Origin of the sequence: Caldalkalibacillus mannanilyticus JCM 10596, from assembly GCF_000615945.1 — a bacterium.
GTDB classification, from domain to species: Bacteria; Bacillota; Bacilli; order Caldalkalibacillales; family JCM-10596; genus Bacillus_AT; species Bacillus_AT mannanilyticus.
This window is the reverse complement of the sequence record NZ_BAMO01000002.1, coordinates 85,857-106,782: the sequence shown is the minus strand read 5'-3', so window position 1 is coordinate 106,782 and position 20,926 is coordinate 85,857. Positions and strand designations below refer to the sequence as shown.

Sequence of the window (20,926 nt, the reverse complement as noted above, 5' to 3'; positions counted from 1 at the left end):
GTGTAAAAAAACATTCCCGAGAGACGTATCTGTTTTCATGAGAATGTAAGCGTTTAAATATCACCTTTAGTTATACTATATGATAATCTATTCAATGAATCAATAGAAAATTCTATGTTCTTCGTGGAAATTTTTAAAAAAAGGGAATTTTGTCAATCAGGCGGAGTGAATCTCCACCTGATTGATCCATATGTTTAGATGTTATGATAAGCATTTCCTACTTTTTCATTTCTTGATATTGTTCATAGCTTACTCTGGGCACTTCAAAGGTATCTGTCGTTTTGTTGTAATAATAGCCTCCCATACGCCCCACAGCCTTTAACAGATGAGGATCAACCTTATCCTCCTTCAAAACCTTTTCATCTAAGTGGAACGCCACAACTTCCCCAACAATAAAATGTGCAGGAGCTTCTCCGTAGAGATGAATATCAACAAGCTTACATTCCAAATGCAGAGGAGATTCAGCCACCCTAGGTACAGCAACCTTATGAGAGTCTGCTCTGGTCAAGCCGATTTCATCTAGTTCACTTAGATCTGAAGGAAAGTTAACAGCGGTCAGATTCATTCTTTCTGTCACTTCCTCCGTTACCACATTGACGACAAATTCTTTGGTTGCTTTGATATTTCTTGCTGTATCTTTCTCACCAACGGAACAAAAACCGATCATCGGTGGGTATGTACTCACAATATTAAAATAGCTATGGGGAGCCAAGTTGACGATCCCCTCCGCACTTACACTTGAAACCCAAGCAATCGGTCTTGGGGTCACCATACTGTTTAACAATTGATAACAACGATAACTATCTAAATCCTGACTATATAAATGCATCGGCTTCCTCCTCTATTATGACTTACACATCTATAGTATCACAAAAAGCCTTACAAAATGAAAGCGCTACAACGAATGCATCCTGCTCTTTCGTTATAACGCTTTCTTCATCTTATGTGATTGTCCTATACTTTATGACAGCAGGATAGAACAACCTGTTTATTCGTTGGCAAGAGGTTTAGAGGCTTGGTCAAATTCCTCTTGGATTTCTCTGGAAGGCTCGGAATCCATTCGACTTACAAGGATAATCGCAATGGAGGCAAACATGAACCCAGGTACAATCTCATAAATGGCATAGCCCGTTTTCTCCCAGAAGATAACGGTTAATCCCCCAACAAGCATCCCTGCTAAAGCACCATTTCGAGTCATTCTCTTCCAGAATAAAGAGAATAGAATGGCAGGTCCGAATGCGGCTCCAAATCCAGCCCAAGCATAGGATACTAATCCTAGCACAGTGTTCTTTTCATTCCAAGCTAGCATTAAGGAGATGAAGGCAATGAGTAAGACCGCTCCACGTCCAATCCAAACAAGCTCTGTCTGAGAAGCTTCTTTACGCAAGAAGGTGCGATAGAAGTCCTCTGTTAACGCACTTGAAGCAACGAGAAGCTGTGAATCTATCGTACTCATAATAGCTGCTAATACCGCTGCTAGTAGGAAGCCAGCCACCCATGGGTTAAAGACGACTTGCACTAGCTGAATAAAGACGGTTTCTGTATTTTCAAGAGGCGTATCAAATAGGGCAATTCCGACAAAACCAACCATAATCGCTCCGTATAATGTGATCACAACCCATATCATAGAGATCAATCGAGCTTTGGGAATCTCCTTCGCCGAACGAATCGCCATAAAGCGGGCAAGAATATGAGGCTGTCCAAAATATCCTAATCCCCATGCCATTGCAGAGATGATCCCTACCACCGCTAAAGCTCCTTCAGATGTCCATATACCATCCTTAAAGGATACATTCATTGCAATGTCTAATAGGTCTGGATTTTTCGCTGCAATGTTGGAAAACACCGCATCGATTCCACCTAACTGATTAATCGCCACTATAGGGGCTATAATCAGAGCTAAAAACATCAAAATTCCTTGAACAAAATCGGTCCAGCTGACGGCTAAAAACCCGCCTAAGAAGGTATAAGAAATAATCACAATCGCTCCAACAATAAGAGCCGTATGATAATCAACGCCAAACGTCGCTTGGAACAACACTCCTCCAGCTACTAATCCAGAAGCTGTGTAGAATAAGAAAAATAAAAGAATAAAGACTGCAGAAATCACTCGCAACAAATGACTCTTGTCTCTAAAACGATTCTCGAAATATTCGGATAACGTAATAGAGTCCCCTGCTATCTCTGTATAACGCCGTAAGCGTTTGGCTACATATTGCCAGTTAATCATGGTTCCTGCTGCCAATCCAACAGCAATCCAGATACTCCACATTCCCATTCCCGAAGCATAGGCAGCACCCGGCAAACCAAGCAGGAGCCAACCACTCATATCACTCGCTTGGGCAGACAAAGCAGCTACCCAGCTATTAAGCTTCCTTCCTCCTAACACATAATCGGACAAGGTGTTTGTCATTCGATACGTAATAACTCCAATCGCCAGCATCCCTATTAAGTAGATGATAAAAGTAATGTAAGTAGCTTGCACTAGTTTTCACCTCTCCCTTCCTTGATATAGGTCCAAATCGCCCATAGAATAAGCAAGGGCATCGGCACGATGAACCAAAACCATGTCGCTGCTGTTAACGAAACCGCTTCCACATTATCATCCCCTCTGTGTGTTACGTAATATTTATAATATCCCCTCGATAAGTCGAGGGGTTACTATCCCCCTATACTCTTTCTCTCTTTCTATTTTCCAAATATGCCTTTTAAGACGAAGGCAACATTTGCAGGTCTTTCGGCTAATCTCCTCATGAAATAACCATACCAGTCATTTCCATACGGGAGATAAATTCTCATGCGGTAGCCTTCCTCCACGAGCTTCTTTTGTAGCTCCGTTCGAATCCCATAAAGCATCTGAAACTCAAATTGATCTCTAGCAATACCATGCTCTTCAACAAAGCGTTTGGTATGTTCAATGATCGCCTCGTCATGGGTCGCAATTCCGGCATAGTTTCCATTGCTCAATTGTAGCTCTATGATTTTTTTATAATTCTCATCTACGTCTTTCTTATCTGGATAAGCCACTTTAGGTGATTCCTTGTAAGCTCCTTTTACTAAACGCAGGTTCGTCTGTAGCTTGGCTAATTCCTTCATGTCTTCTTCACTGCGATAGAGATAAGCTTGAATCACCAGACCTACGTTGTCAAACTCTTCTCTCAATTTATAATAGATCTCCAGAGTCATGTCTAAATGTGCGTAATCTTCCATATCAATCCGTACAAAATTCTGGTGCTTTTTCGCCACTTCTAAGATTTTTTTCATATTAAGCAAGCATAGCTCCTTAGAGATGTCTAAGCCCATGGACGTCATTTTCAATGATAAATTTGAGTTGACGTCTTCTCGTGCCATTCCTTCCAGCGCATCTATACAATGTTGTGTCATCATGTTGGCTTCATCTTCATTAAAAACAAATTCACCTAAATGGTCAATGGTCACAAGCATGCCCTGTGCATTTAAGTCCTTGATGACATCAAGGGCTGTTTCTAACGTTTCCCCAGCAACAAAACGTTTGGCTCCGAATCTCAACCCATATTTCTTAGCCATTCGATTAAAGAATTTATTCTTCGCCATAAATAAGAAGAAGTCTTTCATCAATTGTTCCATTCTGTATTGCCTCCTAGTTCACCTATTAGTGAGAATTGTCACTGTATGTAGCTACTATTATGCAAGAACAATGCCAAATTTATATTTTTAGAAAATTGTCTAAAAATCGTTCATTTATGTCGAAGTTATCGGGTAGAAATTTAGAACGCTTACATGTATAATTGTAAAAAAAATATACACTCTTGTCTATACCGTCTATTAATTATACACTTTTATTCTAGAAAGGAGCTCTAGACTATGTCCCCTTCTGCTGATATCAGTCTGCCTATTTACCTAGAGTCGGTTCTTGCTTTGTCGAACGATGCCATTGCCATTGTGAACACAGAAGGAGTGGTTTTATATTGGAACGAACAAGCGGAGAAAATCTATTCCATTTCACAGCACGACATTTTAGGACAAACCATCTCTGAGTTCTTTCAACAAGAAGACTTAATGGTCTTGCGAATCTTAAAGAACCCTTATCCGGTATCTGCTGTCTACCATCGCCCTCGCCCAGATACCCATGTGCTGATTAATGCTTCTCCTTTATACGATAAGAAACACCAACTTATTGGCGCCATCTCGGTGGAACAAAACATCTCCCAAATCGTCAAGTTAAATGATGAACTGACAGAAACCTCCTCCTTATTAGATGAATTAAAGCATCAAGTAAATCAACAGCATCCCAAAGGACCTTTTGCAGAAATAAAGGGGCGGAGTTCTGGAATTAAGGATGCCATTCAAACCGCAGCTAAGGTTGCTCCGACACAAGCAAGCATTTTGATCACTGGGGAAAGCGGTGTCGGAAAAGAGCTCTTTGCTCGAGCTATTCATGCCTCCAGTACACGCAAAGACAACCCTTTTATTCCTATTAATTGCGGCGCCATTCCAGCCGCCTTGTTTGAAAGTGAACTATTTGGCTACGAATCAGGAGCTTTTACTGGTGCAGCTAAGGAAGGCAAGCGTGGGAAACTAGAAATGGCAGATGGGGGAACCCTCTTTCTTGATGAAGTAGGGGAGCTCCCTATGGATATGCAAGTCAAACTACTTCGAGTTTTACAAGAACAAGAGTTTTATCGAGTAGGGGGAACTTCGTTAAAGAAGGTCAATGTGCGAATCATTACGGCAACCAACCGAGATTTAGCGCAGTTTGTGAAAGAAAAGAGATTTCGAGAAGATTTATATTATCGATTAAATGTCGTATCCCTTAAGATCCCTCCCTTGCGCGAGCGAGCAGAGGATCTTCCAGAGCTGATTGAGCTGTTCTTACAAGAGTTCTCTCATAAATATGAAAAACCACATCTCTCTCTTCCTCATCAGATTTACCAGCGCTTCCTGCATTATGATTGGCCGGGTAATATTAGACAGCTGCGCAATATGGTCGAACGGTATGTGGTCTTAGAAGAGGCAGATCTTGAACAGCTCCCCATTACCAGCCCTCCTATCCCTGATCTAACCATTCCTTCTTCTTCACCGTCCAATTTAAAAGGAGAGAAATCACAGCTCGAGAAGGAAAGAATTATGGAGGCACTACAAGTTACCTATGGAAATAAAAGTGCTGCAGCTAAACGCTTGGGGATTTCTCGGGCAAATTTATATCAAAAGCTGAAAGCATATCAAATCAAGTGGAATTCCGAGTAAGACTTTTTTTCTAATATTTGTTTCTTTTCTTACGTCTTTCCCAAATCACATAGCCTAGAACGGCAATGACTCCGATGAGCGTAAGAAGGACGTAAGCATTATGACTCACCCACTGCCACCATAAATGTCCTTCCAAAGCTACCCCTCCTCTGCTGTTTATCATTACACTACTCAGAAAATGACGACCTTACTATTGAACAATGGGAAAGCTACCTGCGGTTTAGGTAGCTCCCACTATTTGATTAATGATGCGGTTCAAAATCATCTTCAAATCCATTCATACTACGGGCAGCATCCTGTACAGCACTCTGTACCTGATCCTGAATTTCCTCCGCTTGGCGCTCCAACGGCTTCGTGAATCTTTGAATTGGCAGTTTATCCTTCGCTTGATTAATCAGCCTGTTATAATCAGCACTGAACAGTGCTGTCAAAGGACAAAATCGCGTCACACCTTCAGCGACCTTCATCGCTGAAGCGAAGGTAACAATCATTGGCAGACTCGCATGAGGGCGTTGAACCATCCTTGCCGTTCCCCAGGCGACTCCTGTTAATCCAATGGTAATTCGCATCAAAGCGTCCACTCGACCTACGTTTGGTTTCATTTGGAAACCTCCTGTACCTCAGTATTGTTATTCTTCACAGCTTCTTGCTGAAAGGTAATAACAGTACTTAGTATGGATTAAATCATTTTCTTCATGCACACTCTATAGATTCACCGCTTGATGTTCTGCTATGTTTAATTCCTTGCTGACGGATTGAATAGGTAATGGATGTTCTTGATCACCTATCACTTGATGACATGTCACGTAGACAGAAAATGCATCGATAAGATACTGGGTAAATGGTTGAGGTGCTCCCTGCACAATCAAGCCAATCGCCAATTTCTTTTCTTCTGTTTCCATCGTTTGTACTTGATGCAACGTCAGCTGGTGCTGATCCAGTTCTTCTAAGAGGACATATAATTTGGAAAGATCCTTCTCCTTTGTTTCTATATAAATGAAGAAATGCTCAGAACTGGTCCGCTCTTCTGTGGACTTATGAAAAACACCTTCTGGCGAAACTCCCTGATCCACTTTCCACTCTTTTTGCGGAGTATAGATCTGTGTCAATAAGAAGGATAAGTCTTCAACGACCGCACTGGCTGTAGGGAACTCTCCTGCTCCTTTTCCTGAAAGCAAGAGCTCTCCAACAATATTCCCCTTTAGAAAAACAGCATTATTCACGTCATTTACCTGAGCCAGAGGATGTTCCAAAGAAACAAGGGTTGGTTGAACCGACAGTGCCAGATGCTCTCCTTCTTGTTTGGCTGAAGCAAGCAGCTTAAAACGATACCCTAATTGTTTGGCTACTTGGATTTCGGTAAGTCCAATTCCCGAAATCCCTTCTCTTCGTATAGAAGGTAGTTCAGGCGCTCTGCCATAGACAAGCTGTGACAAGATATAGAGCTTATACATTGCATCATAACCATCCACATCCGAGGTGGGGTCCGCTTCAGCATAGCCCAGCTCCTGAGCCTCCTTGAGTACATCTTCATATTTAGCATTGTTCTCTTCCATCTGTGTCAGAATATAATTGGTTGTTCCATTGAGGATTCCACTAATTTCTTCAACATCATTGGTTTGTAATAATTGCCGAATCACCCTAAGATAGGGATTCCACCGGCGACACTTGCTTCGTAATAGAAGTGCCTCTGAAAATGATGCGCTATCTTAATGAGCTCTTTTCCTCTTTTGGCAAGAAGCTCCTTATTAGCAGTAACCACATGACACCCCTTTTGGAATGCCTCATAAATATAATCAAAGGTGGGTTCAACCCCTCCCATCACTTCAATCAGAACATCTAAATCTGCTTCAAGTACCTCTTCAAACGAGGTGGTTAGAAGCTCTTCATCGATCGATAAAGAACGTTTTTTCTGTTTATCTCGAACTAAGACCTTAACAACTTCAACCTTATGACCCACTCGATTTAATAAATTCTGTTGTTGCTGTTGAATGGTCTTAAACACTCCTGAGCCTACTGTTCCTAAACCTAATAAGCCTACTCTTATTACACCCATTCTTATGAGCACCTCCATAAAATGTCGATTTTCTTCGCTCTTGTTCGCTCTACAATATAAAAAAAACAAACCCCTCTTCGAAGATGAAGAGGAGTTTGTTACATGTATCTATATAAAAACTCTCCTCATCTCCCAGATCATCATTCTGCAGGATTTAGCACCTTTAAATCATAAAGATTTAGGTTGCCGGGTTTCATTGGGCCAGTCCCTCCACCACTCTGGATAAGAAGTATTTCATCATATGCAGTTTTTCGAAAATTTGAAGCTTTATTAAAGTATATTATCATATAAAAAAATGATGTCAATTCTTTTTTGTCAAGTATTTGTCATAATCAAAAATAGCTTCAAGGTTGTTACGATTCAGTAAAAAAGGCATAATGATAATAACAAGTTCGCAGAAAGAGGGAACAAAATGAGCTATAATGATACTTTTATTAAAGCCTGTAGAAAAGAAGAAGTAGGACATGTCCCAGTATGGTATATGCGCCAAGCAGGAAGATATGATCCAGCTTATCGTAAGATCAAAGAAAAATATAGTCTATTAGAAATTTGCTTACAGCCTGAGCTAGCAGCAGAAGTCACCATGCTGCCAATACATAAATTAGGAGTCGATGCAGCGATTCTCTACTCTGATATCATGAATCCTGTTGCTTCTATTGGGATTGATTTTGATATTGTTCAAAATGTAGGTCCTGTCATCCACAATCCGATTCGAACCTCTCAGGATATTGAACGCCTTCGACCGATCGATGTGGAGAAGGATCTTTCTCATGTTATCAAAACCATCAACATCTTAGAGCGTGAATTATCAGTCCCTCTCATCACTTTTGTTGGGGCTCCCTTTACCATAGCCAGCTATCTCATAGAAGGAAAGCCTTCTAGAAACTATCTCAGAACAAAGCAGCTCATGTATAGTGAGCCGGAACTATGGAAGAAGTTAATGGATAAATTAGGGGATATGCTCATCACCTATCTAAAAGCTCAGATCGCCGCAGGTGCAAAGGCAATACAGGTCTTTGATAGCTGGGTAGGTGCTCTTGCCCCTAAGGACTTTGTTCAATTTGTCCTGCCTACAATTGAACGGATTTTCTCTGCCATCGGAGAAGCGAATATCCCTCGAATCTATTTTCCGGGAGTCAGTTCAGGAGAGCTCCTTCCCCACCTTCAACATCTTGATGCTGAAGTGATTGGAGTCGATTGGAGAGTTTCTATTACTGAAGGACGCAAGAGGATCGGAGAACGCTTTGCCATCCAAGGAAATCTTGACCCAATGATTCTAACAGCTCCTATGTCAGTCATTGAAAGCTATGCCAAAGAAATCATAGATCAAGGGATTAAACAGCCTGGATATATCTTCAATGTAGGACATGGACTCTTCCCAGAAGCATCCATCGAGAAGCTAGAGCAGCTTACCTCGTTCATCCATGAATATTCAGCCAAAGCCTTGGCTCAAAGATAGAGAAAGAAGGGATTTTGAATGTCCAAGAAAATTGGAGTATTTGTCATGTCTTATGGTACGCCTGCTAACTTAGAACAGGTCGAAGAGTATTATACACATATACGCCGTGGCAATCCTCCCTCTCCCGAACAGCTAGAGGAACTCACAGAGCGCTACGAAGCCATTGGGGGATTGTTTCCTCTGAGAGAAAATACAAACAAACAGGTACAAGCTTTAGAACAGGAATTAAATCAGAGAGCGACAGAGCATCAGTTTGTCTGCTATCAAGGGCTCAAGCATGCCCATCCGCTCATCGAAGAAGGCGTTAGCCAAATGGCGACGGACGGAATTACTCAAGCCGTAGGTGTCGTTCTTGCTCCACATTACTCTCTCATGAGTGTAGGCGGCTATATTAAAAGAGCGAAGGAAACAGCAGAACAACTCGGCATCGATATGTCCTTTGTCAAAAGCTACCATCTGCATCCTGATTTAATTCAAACCCTAGCAGAAAGAGTAAAAACGACGTTAGCTAGCTTTGGCGATCTAACAAGAGAACAAGTGCGCGTGATCTTCACGGCACATAGTCTTCCTGAAAAAATAATTGAAATGAAAGACCCTTATCAGGATCAGTTATTAGAAACATCGAAGGCTGTTGCTGAACAAGCTGGGATTGACAACTGGCAATTTGCTTGGCAAAGCGCAGGACAAACGGCGACTCCTTGGTTAGGTCCTGACATTCTAGATGTTCTCCACACCATCCATATCGAAGAGCAAATAAAACAGGTTCTGATTTGTCCTGTTGGCTTCGTATCCGATCATCTAGAAGTTCTCTATGATATTGACATCGAATGCCAAGCTACAGCGAAGGAACTAGGAATGCAGCTTAAAAGGACGGAATCTCTAAACACAGATCCACAATACATGAAAGTGTTGGCTGACGTCGTTCTAGCTGAATTAGAAAGGAAGTAACATAAATGGGGGCAGAAAAAGGAAGAAAAAAAGTAGTCATTATAGGGGGCGGAATCAGTGGTTTAAGCGCCGCCTTCTACACACAGAAGCTATGTACAGAGAACAAGATCCCTCTTGATTTAACGGTGATTGAAAAAGAGGCTTCCTTTGGTGGAAAAATCAATACATTACGACGTGATGGATTTGTCATCGAACGAGGACCTGATTCTTTTTTAGCACGAAAAACACCTATCTTAGACATTTCCAAGGACCTAGGGCTAGAACAGGAGCTTGTAGGAACCAATCCTAAAGCCAAGAAAACCTATATCCTCCATAAAGGAAAGCTGCATCGTATGCCGCCTGGTCTTATCTTTGGTATTCCTACAGAGGTTCTTCCTTTTGTCCAAACAGGTTTAATCTCTCCCTCGGGAAGCTTCGTGCTGGTTTGGACCTAATTCTGCCCCGACGCAAGGAACAATCTGATGAAGCACTGGGGCAATTTCTCGAACGCAGATTGGGCAAGGAAGTCGTGCTCATATTGCAGAGCCTTTATTAGCCGGAATCTATGCCGGTGATTCAAAGACGTTAAGCTTACAAGCTACCTTCCCTCAATTTCATCAGATTGAAAAAAAATACCGTAGTTTAATTCTGGGAATGTTAGCTGGAAAGAAACATACTCCTAGTGTACAAAACATTCCAGAGATCGCAAGAAAAAGCATGTTTTTGACATACAAAAACGGTCTAAGTACACTAACAGAACGTTTAGTAGAAACTCTTCAAGACGCGAAACTGCTTCACTCTACAGGGGTGGAGAGCATTACACCTAGTACGATGGAAGATCAGACCGTACAATATGAATTGCTGCTTTCTACTCAAGAGGTGGTGCATGCCGATGCTATTATTATGGCTACTCCACCTAGTGTGAGTGCTCAGTTGTTAGCCCCTCATGTTCCTAGTACAGAGGAATTAAACTCGGTTCGTTATGCTTCTGTAGCGAATATTGTGATGACCTTCAATCAGGACCAAATTTCCTTTCCTCTTGATGGTTCTGGGTTTGTTGTTCCTCGAAAAGAAGGACGCTCCATCACAGCCTGTACTTGGACTTCAGTCAAGTGGCTGCATACCGCCCCTCAAGGCAGATTCTCTTACGCTGTTATGTTGGAAGGGCTGGAGAAGAAGAAATCGTTCATCTCTCAGACCAAGAGATCATGGAAAAAGTGGCTAAAGACCTGCGAGAGCTAATGGGAATTACCGTTCCTTCTAAAGAAGTTGAAGTGACGCGCCTCTTTCACTCTATGCCCCAATACCCGCTAGGACATCTGGAGAGAATAAAGCGTATCCGCCAAGATGTTGCTCAGAAGCTACCTGGCATCCTGCTGACAGGAGCTGGTTATGGGGGGATTGGGATTCCTGACTGTGTGAGGCAGGGAAAAGAAGCGGCACAAGAAATCACTAGCTATATAGGATAAGAGATAGCTGTCAACTACTCCTGATCGCAACCTTTCCCCCTTCTGGTTCGTCTATGTCTGCAAAGAGATAGATTGAACTCGAAGGGGGTTTTTTTAATGTTTCGCTATTATAAAAAAAGTTGGATCCTACTCAGCTTGATACTACTGCTCTTAGCCGGTTGCAGTAGTAAAGGATATGAGAGTCAAGATTATGGTGGAGAGATGATGAATGGAACGGTAGCACAGGACTATGCTGAATATGCCTCTTCTCCAGAAGAAGAAAAAATAGGTCGGCTTGCTGGTGCTGATGAAGTCCAGGAGCAGACAGAAGTCCAAAATGGTCGTGCTCCATCCAGCTCCTCTCCACAAGAAGATACGAGTCGAAAAATCATCCGTGAACAACTCATTGAACAACAGGTTCAAAACCTAAAAGAAGTGATTACAGAGGTAGAAGCCAAGGTAAGTCGATTCTCTGGGGCTTATATCGAATCTCTACACGAATGGAAGAAGGAAGGGAAAGATTATACCGAGCACCACGCTCAGCTTATTCTGCGCATTCCTGTCAATGAATTTGAGGATTTCCTCCAGCAGGTGGAAAGTCAAGGCAACATCATCAATCGTCAAGTATCCGGGCAGGATGTAACGGCTGAATTTGTAGATAATGACTCCAGATTACGCAACTTAAAAAAGCATGAAGAACGTATCTTAAGCCTCTACGAAAAAGCCAATACAATTGAAGAAATGCTAAAAATCGAAAATGAACTGTCCAGAATCAGAGAATCCATCGAAAGACTGGAAGGACGTCAGAAATTTCTCTCCCAAGTCACTTCTACGGTGAAGCTTACACTGGATCTCTTTCAAGTAGAAAAAGAGCTTCTAGAGGCCAATCAAGAGGATACCTCGATCCTGAGAGAAGCATGGATTGGTTTTAAACAATCGTTTAAGCAAATCATCGCCTTTGGAAAAAAAGGCTTTATCGTACTTGTAACTATGGTTCCTTACCTCGTCTTGCTTGCTTTACCTATTTCATTTTTGATCTATATCCTACGGAAATTCTCAAGAAAAGAAGATCCTAAAAATATGTAAGCCGTGAAATGAAAAAGAAAGAGCCTCCCATTACACAAACCAATGTGCGGGGGCTCTTAATCCAGGTGGAAGCTTCGTTTGGGTATTCCCCTTGGCTGCATTGATCTGAGCTTGTGTCAGAAAAATACTCCCTGTCAGATTCGCTCCTCTAAGATCCGCATCCCGAAAATCAGCTCCAATAAGATCTGCTTCTCTGAGATCGGCTTCGCGAAGATCGGCAGCAATCAAGTAAGCGCCTCTTAAATTGGCTCCTCTAAGATCCGCTTTTCTTAGATTAGCCCCCATAAGATCAGCTCCACGTCCGGGTATTTTTCCCTTCTTTTTGGAATTCTTTTGTCTAGGAGGCACAGCAGCACGGACCAGTTCACTCGTTTGTAGAAGCAATACATTGATTTCTGCTCGATGTGCAGGGATGTCCAGTTTCATTAGAGAGTCAGGAGAAAGAAGCGTCAATTCTTCCGTTTTCTCAAGGGCTTCGTGAAGATCCTGATGAATGGAGGTCGTTGCTTTTAAGGTGATGGCTTCGCTCAGATACCAGAGCATTTCATGAAGCTGTTGCATGATAGGAAACACCTCAAACATTTGCTTCGCCGCAAGGGGATCACGTCGCCAATCCTTTCCTTCAAAGGTTAGCTGAGACACCTTTTGTCCTGCTCCGAAGCATTCATAAACGGTACACCCTCGAAAACCCGTTGCTCGAAGGTCTTTGTGAATACCACAACGGAAATCGGATTGTAAATGCTGACAGGGCTGTCCCCCATTTTTGTCCAGCGCAAAATCTGCTGAGGAGGCAAATGGCAAGGCTACGCAGCATAATCCAAAACATTGTTCACAGTCAATACGCAGGTGATCTCGATTCAGATCATCTGCTACATTTGCTAAAATAGACAATACAGGCACTTCCTTTTAAGAATTTCTCACTCCACATGAAAAAGAGAGGAAGGATGAACTACAAGCTCACCTTTCCCCTCTTATTCTATATGTTAAATCAATTTAATGTCTAGCACCAACCCATATCACAGCCTGAAACGTATTGATCATCTTCAACCCCAACTTCCTGAATTTGATATACCTTATTATTCTCATACCCAAAATCAGGCTCAAAGGTAAACTCAGGTTCAAAATACGCCAGATTCATCTGACCAATAGCACGCTCACCTACATATAGGATCATCTGATTACCTACGATCGTGCCAGTTACTTTGCTTGTAATATCCACTTTTTTTCTTCTACCCGTTTGCTCCATCTTGATCACCCTCTCATATCCGATTAATTCCCCAGCAATAAATAGTGTAAGCTTGTCCTGCTGTTTCTATTACATAGATGACCGTACACTGAGAGTTTTTTTATTTTTTCAGTCCATAGCGCCGATTGGCATTTTTATTCTTATCATTACTATCGACAACTTTGTCCATTTCGTGAATATTTTTTAGAATTTTCTTTATATTTTTTCAAAATGAATTGTTGTTAACCTCTATCTCCTTACATCTTTTCCCTTCGTTCACAGTTCGATCTTTCGATTTTTTAAGACAAGTATGATATACTCAATTACGATTGAGATTACATAATACATCTATCCCGCTATTAAAGGAGTGACGAAAATAATGAGTGAAGCATTACAAACATTAGAGGGCTGGTATGTCCTACATGATTTTAGATCAATGGATTGGTCTTCGTGGAAGATGGTGTCCCCAGAAGAAAGACGCACAGCATTAGATGAGCTGCAAACGTTAGTTCAAGAATGGACAAGTGTGGAAGAGAATAAACAAGGTAGCTTCGGCATCTACAGCATCGTTGGTCATAAAGGCGACCTTTTATTCATTCACCTACGACCAACTCTGCAAGAAATTAATGAATTAGAAACAAAGTTAAACAAAAGTAAATTTGCTGAATTTACAGTACCAACCTATTCTTACGTTTCGATCGTAGAATTAAGTAACTATGTAGCCTCAGGTGATGTGGACCCTGAAACCGATCCCTATATTCAAGGTCGCTTAAAGCCAATTCTGCCACAAACAAATCACGTTTGCTTCTATCCAATGAACAAACGTCGTGAAGGAAATGACAACTGGTACATGCTTTCCATGGAAGAGCGCCGTCAAATGATGAGAAGCCATGGCATGATTGGTCGTTCTTATGCTGGACGTGTTACTCAAGTCATCTCTGGTTCTGTTGGACTTGACGATTGGGAATGGGGAGTCACCCTATTTGCTGATGATCCTGTTACCTACAAAAAGCTTGTCTATGAAATGAGATTTGATGCTGTAAGTGCTCGCTACGGAGAATTCGGTTCTTTCTTTGTTGGAAACCGTCTGGATACCTCCGCCTTAATGTCGTTCCTAAAAGTATAAGCTTTTAAACAGGTCATACTAAAAAAGAAACCGGATCTCTCGTAGAAACGGTTTCTTTTCTATATTTTATATTGTTTTGTAATTTCCAAAATAAACATGAAATTGAACACCTTGTTCCTTAACAATGATACCAGACTCATATTCGGTCAATAAATCCATATAGCGATCCGTTAGCTGTAGAAACTGGTCATGATCCCGCTCTTCAAGAGATTGGTCTATTGCTTTTTCTAATCTTTCTTTTTCACCATGAAACAAGGTAAACTCCAAAAATATTTGAGCATAGAGAGATTGGATTGCTTCTTCAGAGAATTCATTAGACTGAGTGACAAGGGACTGTTGGTAAAATTCTTTGTGTTCCATCTATAAAACCTCCCTATTCTTTTTTTAATTATACTATATTTCTCTTATTTAATAAATCGGTAATTTCTGAATTTTCTTTAACCTTTTATATAAATAAAGTAGACTTCTATCAGATGCAGTTTTTTCCACACGACAAAAAACGCTTAGAGATTATAGACCCTAAGCGTTTATGTAAGGAAAAGCTTCAAGCTTCTATCAAAGCTTTTCGAAGATGTCATCTAGGATTTCTTTGCTTATTTCTCTGCTAATGCATCGGCAAAAGCTTTCCCATATGGGGGAAGGTCTGGAGGACGGCGACTGGAAACAATATGTCCATCCACAACCACAGGCTCATCAATCCAAACAGACCCTGCATTCTCCATATCATCCTTGATTCCAGGTGTACTGGTCACTTTTCTACCCTCTAGAATTTTGGCTGAAATTAACACCCAGCCAGCATGACAGATTTGACCAATTGGCTTTTGAGCTTGATCCATATGGCGAACCATCTCAATCACCTCTGGATACCTTCTAAGCTTATCTGGCGCCCAGCCCCCAGGCACTAGGATTCCATCATATTCGGCTGCCTCTACTTCAGAGAAAGCATAATCCGACATCGCAGGAACTCCGTACTTCCCAACATATTTTTCATTCTTATGAGGTCCTACCAAGTGAACAGTTGCCCCTTCTTCTTGCAGACGCATAATCGGATACCATAGTTCCAAATCTTCAAATTCATGATCCACTAGTGCAATCACCTTTTTATTCGCTAATCTCATACCTTTCACACTCCTTTATTATCGAGATCATATTTACAACTCAACAATAATCAATAGGATATTTTGGTTACTATCCTTCTGCTTATAAAGCATACATGATATAATATACCTTGTACAATAAAATGGCTTAAAAGGGCGGTCGGCTAATCTCCCAGAAGGGAGGTGATGCCAATGGAAGTATTTCAAGCACTCACACTGATGATTTCATTTGCAACCTTGGTTGTATTGATACTTTCTTTCCATAACAGGAAATAGACCGCCCTTTGTCGAGGTGTGCGGTCTATTTCGTATGATCCTTTAAGCCACCGCCCTTAAAAGCGGCTATTGTGCTAAGGACGGTGCTCCTCACCGTCCTTATTTTCTATTTTAATGATACCATGCTAGAAATATACTTGCAAACTCCATTCTCTTACTAGCTCAGTTCTTGTCAGGGCATGATTCGATCCAAATTCTCAATCAATGTGTCATGTTCCAATTCCCCAATGACCTTGGACACGACGTTCCCTTCTGGATCGATAAAATAGGTGACAGGTAAGGCAGTCACTCCATATTTCGTTGAAATTATTTTATCAGGGTCTAGTAACAAAGGAAAGGTCAAATCATAATTGGATCGAAACAAGGATACGGCTGCCTCTGTTTCACCAAAATTAATGGCTAAGATCTCAAGTCCTGATCTTTTCTTTTCTGGTACTCTTCTTCTAGAAGGGGCATCTCATTACGACATGGCAGACACCATGCCGCCCAAAAATTAAGAACCACTCCTTTTCCTCTAAATTGAGCTAACTCTACCCTATTTCCTTTTTCATCCTGCAATTCAAATGGATGTGCTAACTGACCTATTTGCACTGGTGAATCATCTCCACTGAGCGTTGTGAACAGAGCAAAAGCCAAGGCTAGAATAAGCAAGCCAATGAGGATTATACGAATCGCCACGCTAAGCTTCCCCCTTAAAAAGTTGTTATTTTTTCCCACCCCTGTACTTTTTTAAGGTGAAGAAGTATAATAATAGTAATTGATAGTTTCGTGAAATATTTTCCAACCAACGAAAATGGCAAACTACAGGAAACTGTGGGACGCAAAGCTATAGGGACTTCATCTATTTTCAGATAAGTCAGCCAGTTATCGAAATGGTTAAGGTTACTTTAAAACTTGTGATCTTAATCGCAGGTTTTTTTGTTGTCTATTTCTTGTTGTCTATGGGAGGTGACCTACATGTTAGAAGAACAAAATGTACCATTCCATCATAACATGAAGAGTAGTCAAAATAGTAGATGGCGCTTCTTCTTAAGCATCGTCCTCAGCGTAGCATTGACTATGACTCTTGTCTATTCTATCGTGCTCATCATCATTTCTGATCTCCTCAATAAAGCTTTTGATGCACAACGGGTTGTTGAAAACACAGCCTCTCTCAACCTCAATCATTTGAGTAAAAACGAACTGATGATGAGTGCCTCTATTTCTATTCTACTCACTATTCTCGCAGGAATCATTCTTTTCACTTTATCCCTTTATTTCTTATCTAATAAAATCACATTCTCACAAACCGAAAAGATAGAAAACACCACGGAGAAGCTCCTACCTTCTCATCAACCAGAACAAACAGGAAGCGCAAATGAAACAGCTGCTGCTGTAGATGTCTATGATACAAGCTGGTTCAAAGAAATGATCTACGCCTTTGCCGCCGCTATGGATGCCAAAGACGAATATATTCAAAAGCACTCAGAAACAGTGAGTCAATATAGCGGTGCCTTAGCAGCTAAGCTAGGCATGGATGACTTAGAAATCAATCGTGTTTCTATTGCCGGGTTATTGCATGATGTCGGAAAAATTGGCGTTCCAGATCATATTCTCAATAAGCCTGGTAAATTAACAGATAATGAATTTGAAGTGGTTAAACTCCACCCTAGCTTAGGTAAAAATATTCTTGAGCATGTTTCAGGCATGAATGAAATCCTTGATTATGTCGAGTACCATCAGGAAAGATACGATGGAAAAGGGTATCCTAAGGGCTTAAAAGGGGATGAAATCCCCCTCGGAGCAAGGGTCGTCGCCGTCGCCGATGCGTTTCACGCCATGACCTCCTCTCGTCCATATCGTAAAACACCTTTATCCATCGAAGAGGCGATTGCTGAAATCAAGCATCACTCTGGAACCCAATTTGATCCAATCGTTGCTGAACTGTTTGTTAAAATGATTGAAGAAAGTCAGTGGGAAACAGATGAACAAGGAAATTCATTTATTTCTTTGGACAAGAATTCCAAACAAACATAAGATGATGACTCAAGTGCTCCATTACTTACTAGCGGCTGCATATCGTTTTTCATGATCTTTCTTATGGTCCTTATCTTCTTCATCCATTCTATCTTCTTGAACACTCTCTTCTTGAACGCTAGAGAGGAACCACCCTCCTACTGCGATCAGGACTAAGACGATATAGAAGGAAAGCTTCCAAGCAGTGGACGTCGCAAATCCTTCAGGAATCACAGCAAGAGCAGGATGGGACAGGGTATAGATAGCCAGCTTGACTCCCACCCATCCTACTATCAAGAAAGCAGCAATCTCTAGACCAGGCCTTTGATGCAGAAGCTTGACAAAATACGTAGCGGCAAACCTCATAATCACTAACCCTATGAATCCACCCAGAAAAATAACTAGAAAGTGACCGCCATCCAATCCTCCGACCTGAGGCAAATTCGTTTTTGGCAGGACAACAGCGAGAGCAACAGCAGCAAGAATGGAATCCACCGCAAACGCAATATCAGCGATCTCCACCTTTACGACTGTACTCCATAGCCCTCCTTTCTTTTTTACCACTTCCTCTTTTCCTTCTTCAGAGGTTGCTTCCTCTGCTTTTTTGATCACGAGTTTCCTAAAAATATGGTTGATCGAAATAAAGAGTAAATACAACGCACCAATCGCTTGCAATTGCCACACACCCACTAGGAATGAAATAGCGAACAAGGAAGCAAAGCGGAAGACAAAAGCTCCAGCTAGCCCATAAAATAACGCTTTTTTCCGTTCCTCTTCTGGTAAATGCTTTACCATGATGGCTAAGACCAAAGCATTGTCAGCCGCTAACAGTCCTTCTAGTAGAATCAGAACCAAAAGCACCCAACTATACTCTAACCATATTGACATCTCCAACGCAATCTCTCCTCTATTATGTAATTAAACAAAAATAACCTCTACCTGTCCAAGGTAAAGGCCAATATAAAAACCTTTACCAATTGGTAAAGGTCTCGCTAACAACTTGTTATGTTGCCAACAAAGCCGAGGTATCGCTACCCGTAATGACGACTTTGCTGTACAGCTACTCCCCTTTATAGGAAGAATTATTCGTTTGTTTATATTGCTATCATACATGGAATTCTAGAATTCGTCAACTAGATCATCTATCCTGTCTTTACCCCTCTACACTGACTGTTTTTGCTTTAACTTTCTTGGGGTAAAGCCAATTGGCAATCTTCGGGGCAAAAAGAAACAATGCAATACCTAAGACAGCAGAACTTAAGATAAAGATACTGCTGAATAGCTTAGTTGCTCCTGTCGCCAAGCTAGCAATAATCACAGAAAACTCTCCCCTCTGTGTTAAAGAGAATCCTGCTCTAATAGAAACCTTCTTCGACAACCCATACCATTGTCCACCCACGATTCCGACAACGATTTTCGCTACAATCGACCAAGCAAGTAAAATCAAGAGCAGGGTAAGCATCGGGACTTCTCCAAAGACGATCGTCGTTCCAAAGTAAAGGAAAAAGAGAGGAAGCAGTAAATCCTTCACAGGCAGTACCATATGCTCCAACTGCTCAGACTTCTTCACCTCGGCAATAATAATCCCCGCTAAAAACGCTCCGAGAACCTCAGATAACTCTAAGTATAGGGCTAAGCCTCCATATGATAAGGCAATCCCCACAACAAATAAAATAAAAATATCCTGTGTCATGTACTTCTCGAAGAAACCTCCCAGCTTAGAGAAGACAAATAAACCGATCAGGATCGCTCCAATGGTTAAGAGGACGATCTTAAGAATAATCAAGCCAAATACTCCGCCAGTAATTCCTGTCCCAGCCGTTAACCCTACTAATACAGCAACAGCAATAGGAGCAACGAGATCCTCAAAGATAAGTAAGCCCAAAATAAATTCAGATTCAGGGTTCGCCATACGATTCGAGCTTTCGAGCAGCTTTGCCGTGATCGATGAGCTCGTTGCGTAAACCACTCCACCGATTAAAAATGAAGTAATCCAATCAAGACCAAAAAGCAAGCAAATTCCCATCGTTACTCCTAAGCAGAGAACAACATCCAGAATCCCTGCTGGGGCAACCTTCCTGGCTATTTGACCTAGCTTCGATACGGGAAATTCCATCCCTAGCATAAAAAAGAGTAAAATAATTCCGATCTCACCTGTAAGATGCAAAAGTTTATGATCCGTAATCAATCCACCAATAGCAATACCTAATAAAATATACAGAATAACGCCAGGAATGCGTACTTTTATTCCAATATAACCAACGAGGAATAGAATCAACAACAATAAGCCTGAGGATAAGATGACCGGAAGTTGAAAATCCATTAAACCTCACCTTTTTCCTGACACAATTGTTCAAAAGCCTTCATTTGCTCTGAATTTCCTGCCGCCATTAAGGTATCTCCTGCTTTCAGTTTCTCCGTTGGATCAGGGCTCGCAACCACTTCCTCTCCACGTACAATGGCAATGACGGTAGCACCTGTTTTGGCTCGAATATCAGATTCGATTAATGTTTTCCCAACGATTGGAGAATCCTCTTTTAATTCTACCCACTCCATCAGCAGCTTGTTTTTAAATGTTTTCATCGTGTCGACATCGACTGGCTGATAGGTTGCCCCTAGCATTTGAGCTGCGATCTCCTTCGTTTCTTCCGAGTTAAGATTGATCGTATACGCTGGCTCATCGTCATCCGCATCATCAAAAAGATGCAGCTCTCTTTTTCCCGTATGGTGAATGATCAACACCATCATATTCTCCTCTGCTGTGATGAAGGAAAATTTCTTTCCCACTCCTGGTAAATCAGACATTTTTATTTTCATTTTGGTGACTCCTTTTTATTGTGATTCAATTGGTTAATTCTTTGGTTCTTCTTTTTCGTTTGCACTTTTTTGAACAATATTGCACCCTACTCTAAGTCTATCATCTCTAGAGAGTCGTTACTAGTAAGAAGCATGAGCATAGTTGGTTTCTCCTCTCCAATTTAAAGCGATGAATAGTGCATTACCTT

21 protein-coding genes, 2 pseudogenes and 2 riboswitches are annotated in these 20,926 nt (G+C 41.4%); of the genes and pseudogenes, 8 read left to right on the top strand and 15 right to left on the bottom strand.

Annotation, left to right across the window (positions count from 1 at the left end):
• Positions 1 to 217: 217 nt before the first annotated feature.
• From JCM10596_RS01680 to JCM10596_RS01665, 3 genes are all read right to left on the bottom strand, one after another.
• Entirely contained in the window at positions 218 to 829 is a 612-nt protein-coding gene (locus JCM10596_RS01680) for a flavin reductase family protein (RefSeq protein WP_025025649.1), read from the bottom strand.
• Positions 830 to 988: 159 nt separating this feature from the next.
• Positions 989 to 2,443, bottom strand: coding sequence for a sodium/proline symporter PutP (putP, locus tag JCM10596_RS01675; RefSeq protein WP_051541139.1), 1,455 nt, complete (start codon positions 2,441 to 2,443; stop codon positions 989 to 991).
• Positions 2,444 to 2,688: 245 nt separating this feature from the next.
• The gene (locus JCM10596_RS01665) at positions 2,689 to 3,606 is read right to left on the bottom strand and encodes a proline dehydrogenase family protein (protein ID WP_025025647.1); all 918 of its coding nucleotides are present in this window, start codon (positions 3,604 to 3,606) and stop codon (positions 2,689 to 2,691) included.
• A gap of 237 nt (positions 3,607 to 3,843) precedes the next feature.
• On the opposite strand from JCM10596_RS01665, the gene JCM10596_RS01660 reads away from it, so the two are divergent.
• A complete protein-coding gene (locus tag JCM10596_RS01660; RefSeq protein ID WP_025025646.1) occupies positions 3,844 to 5,226 on the top strand; it encodes a sigma-54 interaction domain-containing protein in 1,383 nt (460 codons plus the stop codon).
• A gap of 10 nt (positions 5,227 to 5,236) precedes the next feature.
• Here JCM10596_RS01660 and JCM10596_RS30690 read toward each other — a convergent pair whose 3' ends face one another.
• The 4 genes from JCM10596_RS30690 to JCM10596_RS29915 all read right to left on the bottom strand — a co-directional run bounded on the left by JCM10596_RS30690 (position 5,237) and on the right by JCM10596_RS29915 (position 7,282).
• Positions 5,237 to 5,362, bottom strand: a complete 126-nt coding sequence (locus tag JCM10596_RS30690) for an EYxxD motif small membrane protein (RefSeq protein ID WP_267879659.1) — start codon at positions 5,360 to 5,362, stop codon at positions 5,237 to 5,239.
• Between the two features lie 106 nt (positions 5,363 to 5,468).
• Entirely contained in the window at positions 5,469 to 5,828 is a 360-nt protein-coding gene (locus JCM10596_RS28505; RefSeq protein ID WP_025025645.1) for a YgaP family membrane protein, read from the bottom strand.
• A 102-nt stretch (positions 5,829 to 5,930) separates the two neighbouring features.
• Positions 5,931 to 6,866 (bottom strand): homoserine dehydrogenase, encoded by a 936-nt coding sequence (locus JCM10596_RS27350; protein WP_051541132.1) that lies wholly within the window; start codon positions 6,864 to 6,866, stop codon positions 5,931 to 5,933.
• The gene (locus JCM10596_RS29915; RefSeq protein WP_051541131.1) at positions 6,863 to 7,282 is read right to left on the bottom strand and encodes a hypothetical protein; all 420 of its coding nucleotides are present in this window, start codon (positions 7,280 to 7,282) and stop codon (positions 6,863 to 6,865) included. Before JCM10596_RS29915 ends, JCM10596_RS27350 begins: the two co-directional genes overlap by 4 nt.
• A gap of 122 nt (positions 7,283 to 7,404) precedes the next feature.
• Positions 7,405 to 7,511, bottom strand: a riboswitch (SAM riboswitch).
• A gap of 183 nt (positions 7,512 to 7,694) precedes the next feature.
• On the opposite strand from JCM10596_RS29915, the gene hemE reads away from it, so the two are divergent.
• From hemE to JCM10596_RS01615, 4 genes and pseudogenes are all read left to right on the top strand, one after another.
• Positions 7,695 to 8,741, top strand: coding sequence for a uroporphyrinogen decarboxylase (gene hemE / locus JCM10596_RS01640; protein WP_025025644.1), 1,047 nt, complete (start codon positions 7,695 to 7,697; stop codon positions 8,739 to 8,741).
• Positions 8,742 to 8,759: 18 nt separating this feature from the next.
• Positions 8,760 to 9,689 (top strand): ferrochelatase, encoded by a 930-nt coding sequence (hemH, locus tag JCM10596_RS01635; RefSeq protein ID WP_025025643.1) that lies wholly within the window; start codon positions 8,760 to 8,762, stop codon positions 9,687 to 9,689.
• A gap of 5 nt (positions 9,690 to 9,694) precedes the next feature.
• A pseudogene (hemG, locus tag JCM10596_RS23275) lies at positions 9,695 to 11,137 on the top strand (protoporphyrinogen oxidase).
• A 96-nt stretch (positions 11,138 to 11,233) separates the two neighbouring features.
• Positions 11,234 to 12,202, top strand: coding sequence for a DUF4349 domain-containing protein (locus tag JCM10596_RS01615; protein WP_025025639.1), 969 nt, complete (start codon positions 11,234 to 11,236; stop codon positions 12,200 to 12,202).
• A gap of 30 nt (positions 12,203 to 12,232) precedes the next feature.
• Here the strand turns inward: JCM10596_RS01615 and JCM10596_RS01610 are convergent, their stop codons facing one another.
• Together JCM10596_RS01610 and JCM10596_RS01605 are read right to left on the bottom strand one after the other, a co-directional pair.
• Entirely contained in the window at positions 12,233 to 13,093 is an 861-nt protein-coding gene (locus tag JCM10596_RS01610) for a pentapeptide repeat-containing protein (RefSeq protein ID WP_025025638.1), read from the bottom strand.
• Positions 13,094 to 13,202: 109 nt separating this feature from the next.
• Positions 13,203 to 13,448 carry a DUF2553 family protein gene (locus JCM10596_RS01605; protein ID WP_025025637.1) on the bottom strand — a complete coding sequence of 82 codons (246 nt, stop codon included), beginning with the start codon at positions 13,446 to 13,448 and terminating at the stop codon, positions 13,203 to 13,205.
• A 358-nt stretch (positions 13,449 to 13,806) separates the two neighbouring features.
• Here JCM10596_RS01605 and hemQ point away from each other — a divergent pair, with 358 nt between their 5' ends.
• Positions 13,807 to 14,553, top strand: a complete 747-nt coding sequence (gene hemQ, locus JCM10596_RS01600) for a hydrogen peroxide-dependent heme synthase (protein WP_025025636.1) — start codon at positions 13,807 to 13,809, stop codon at positions 14,551 to 14,553.
• Between the two features lie 66 nt (positions 14,554 to 14,619).
• Here hemQ and JCM10596_RS01595 read toward each other — a convergent pair whose 3' ends face one another.
• Positions 14,620 to 14,913: an IDEAL domain-containing protein gene (locus JCM10596_RS01595; RefSeq protein WP_025025635.1), complete on the bottom strand. Its 294-nt coding sequence runs from the start codon at positions 14,911 to 14,913 to the stop codon at positions 14,620 to 14,622.
• 233 nt (positions 14,914 to 15,146) lie between these two features.
• The gene (locus JCM10596_RS01590; RefSeq protein WP_025025634.1) at positions 15,147 to 15,671 is read right to left on the bottom strand and encodes a type 1 glutamine amidotransferase domain-containing protein; all 525 of its coding nucleotides are present in this window, start codon (positions 15,669 to 15,671) and stop codon (positions 15,147 to 15,149) included.
• A gap of 165 nt (positions 15,672 to 15,836) precedes the next feature.
• Here JCM10596_RS01590 and JCM10596_RS31100 point away from each other — a divergent pair, with 165 nt between their 5' ends.
• Entirely contained in the window at positions 15,837 to 15,926 is a 90-nt protein-coding gene (locus JCM10596_RS31100; RefSeq protein WP_369345582.1) for a putative holin-like toxin, read from the top strand.
• Between the two features lie 172 nt (positions 15,927 to 16,098).
• On the opposite strand, the pseudogene JCM10596_RS31095 reads toward JCM10596_RS31100, so the two are convergent.
• A pseudogene (locus tag JCM10596_RS31095) lies at positions 16,099 to 16,517 on the bottom strand (redoxin domain-containing protein).
• A gap of 194 nt (positions 16,518 to 16,711) precedes the next feature.
• Positions 16,712 to 16,798: riboswitch (cyclic di-GMP riboswitch) on the top strand.
• A gap of 85 nt (positions 16,799 to 16,883) precedes the next feature.
• Between JCM10596_RS31095 and JCM10596_RS27330 the strand changes: the two are divergent.
• The gene (locus tag JCM10596_RS27330) at positions 16,884 to 17,942 is read left to right on the top strand and encodes an HD-GYP domain-containing protein (protein WP_025025633.1); all 1,059 of its coding nucleotides are present in this window, start codon (positions 16,884 to 16,886) and stop codon (positions 17,940 to 17,942) included.
• A 21-nt stretch (positions 17,943 to 17,963) separates the two neighbouring features.
• On the opposite strand, the gene JCM10596_RS01575 is transcribed toward JCM10596_RS27330, so the two are convergent.
• The 3 genes from JCM10596_RS01575 to JCM10596_RS01565 all read right to left on the bottom strand — a co-directional run bounded on the left by JCM10596_RS01575 (position 17,964) and on the right by JCM10596_RS01565 (position 20,738).
• Complete coding sequence (locus tag JCM10596_RS01575; protein ID WP_025025632.1) at positions 17,964 to 18,815, bottom strand: TerC family protein; 852 nt, start codon at positions 18,813 to 18,815, stop codon at positions 17,964 to 17,966.
• 259 nt (positions 18,816 to 19,074) lie between these two features.
• Complete coding sequence (locus JCM10596_RS01570; RefSeq protein ID WP_025025631.1) at positions 19,075 to 20,244, bottom strand: cation:proton antiporter; 1,170 nt, start codon at positions 20,242 to 20,244, stop codon at positions 19,075 to 19,077.
• Entirely contained in the window at positions 20,244 to 20,738 is a 495-nt protein-coding gene (locus JCM10596_RS01565; RefSeq protein WP_025025630.1) for a cation:proton antiporter regulatory subunit, read from the bottom strand. The genes JCM10596_RS01570 and JCM10596_RS01565 overlap by 1 nt, the downstream gene beginning before the upstream one ends.
• Positions 20,739 to 20,926 lie beyond the last annotated feature (188 nt).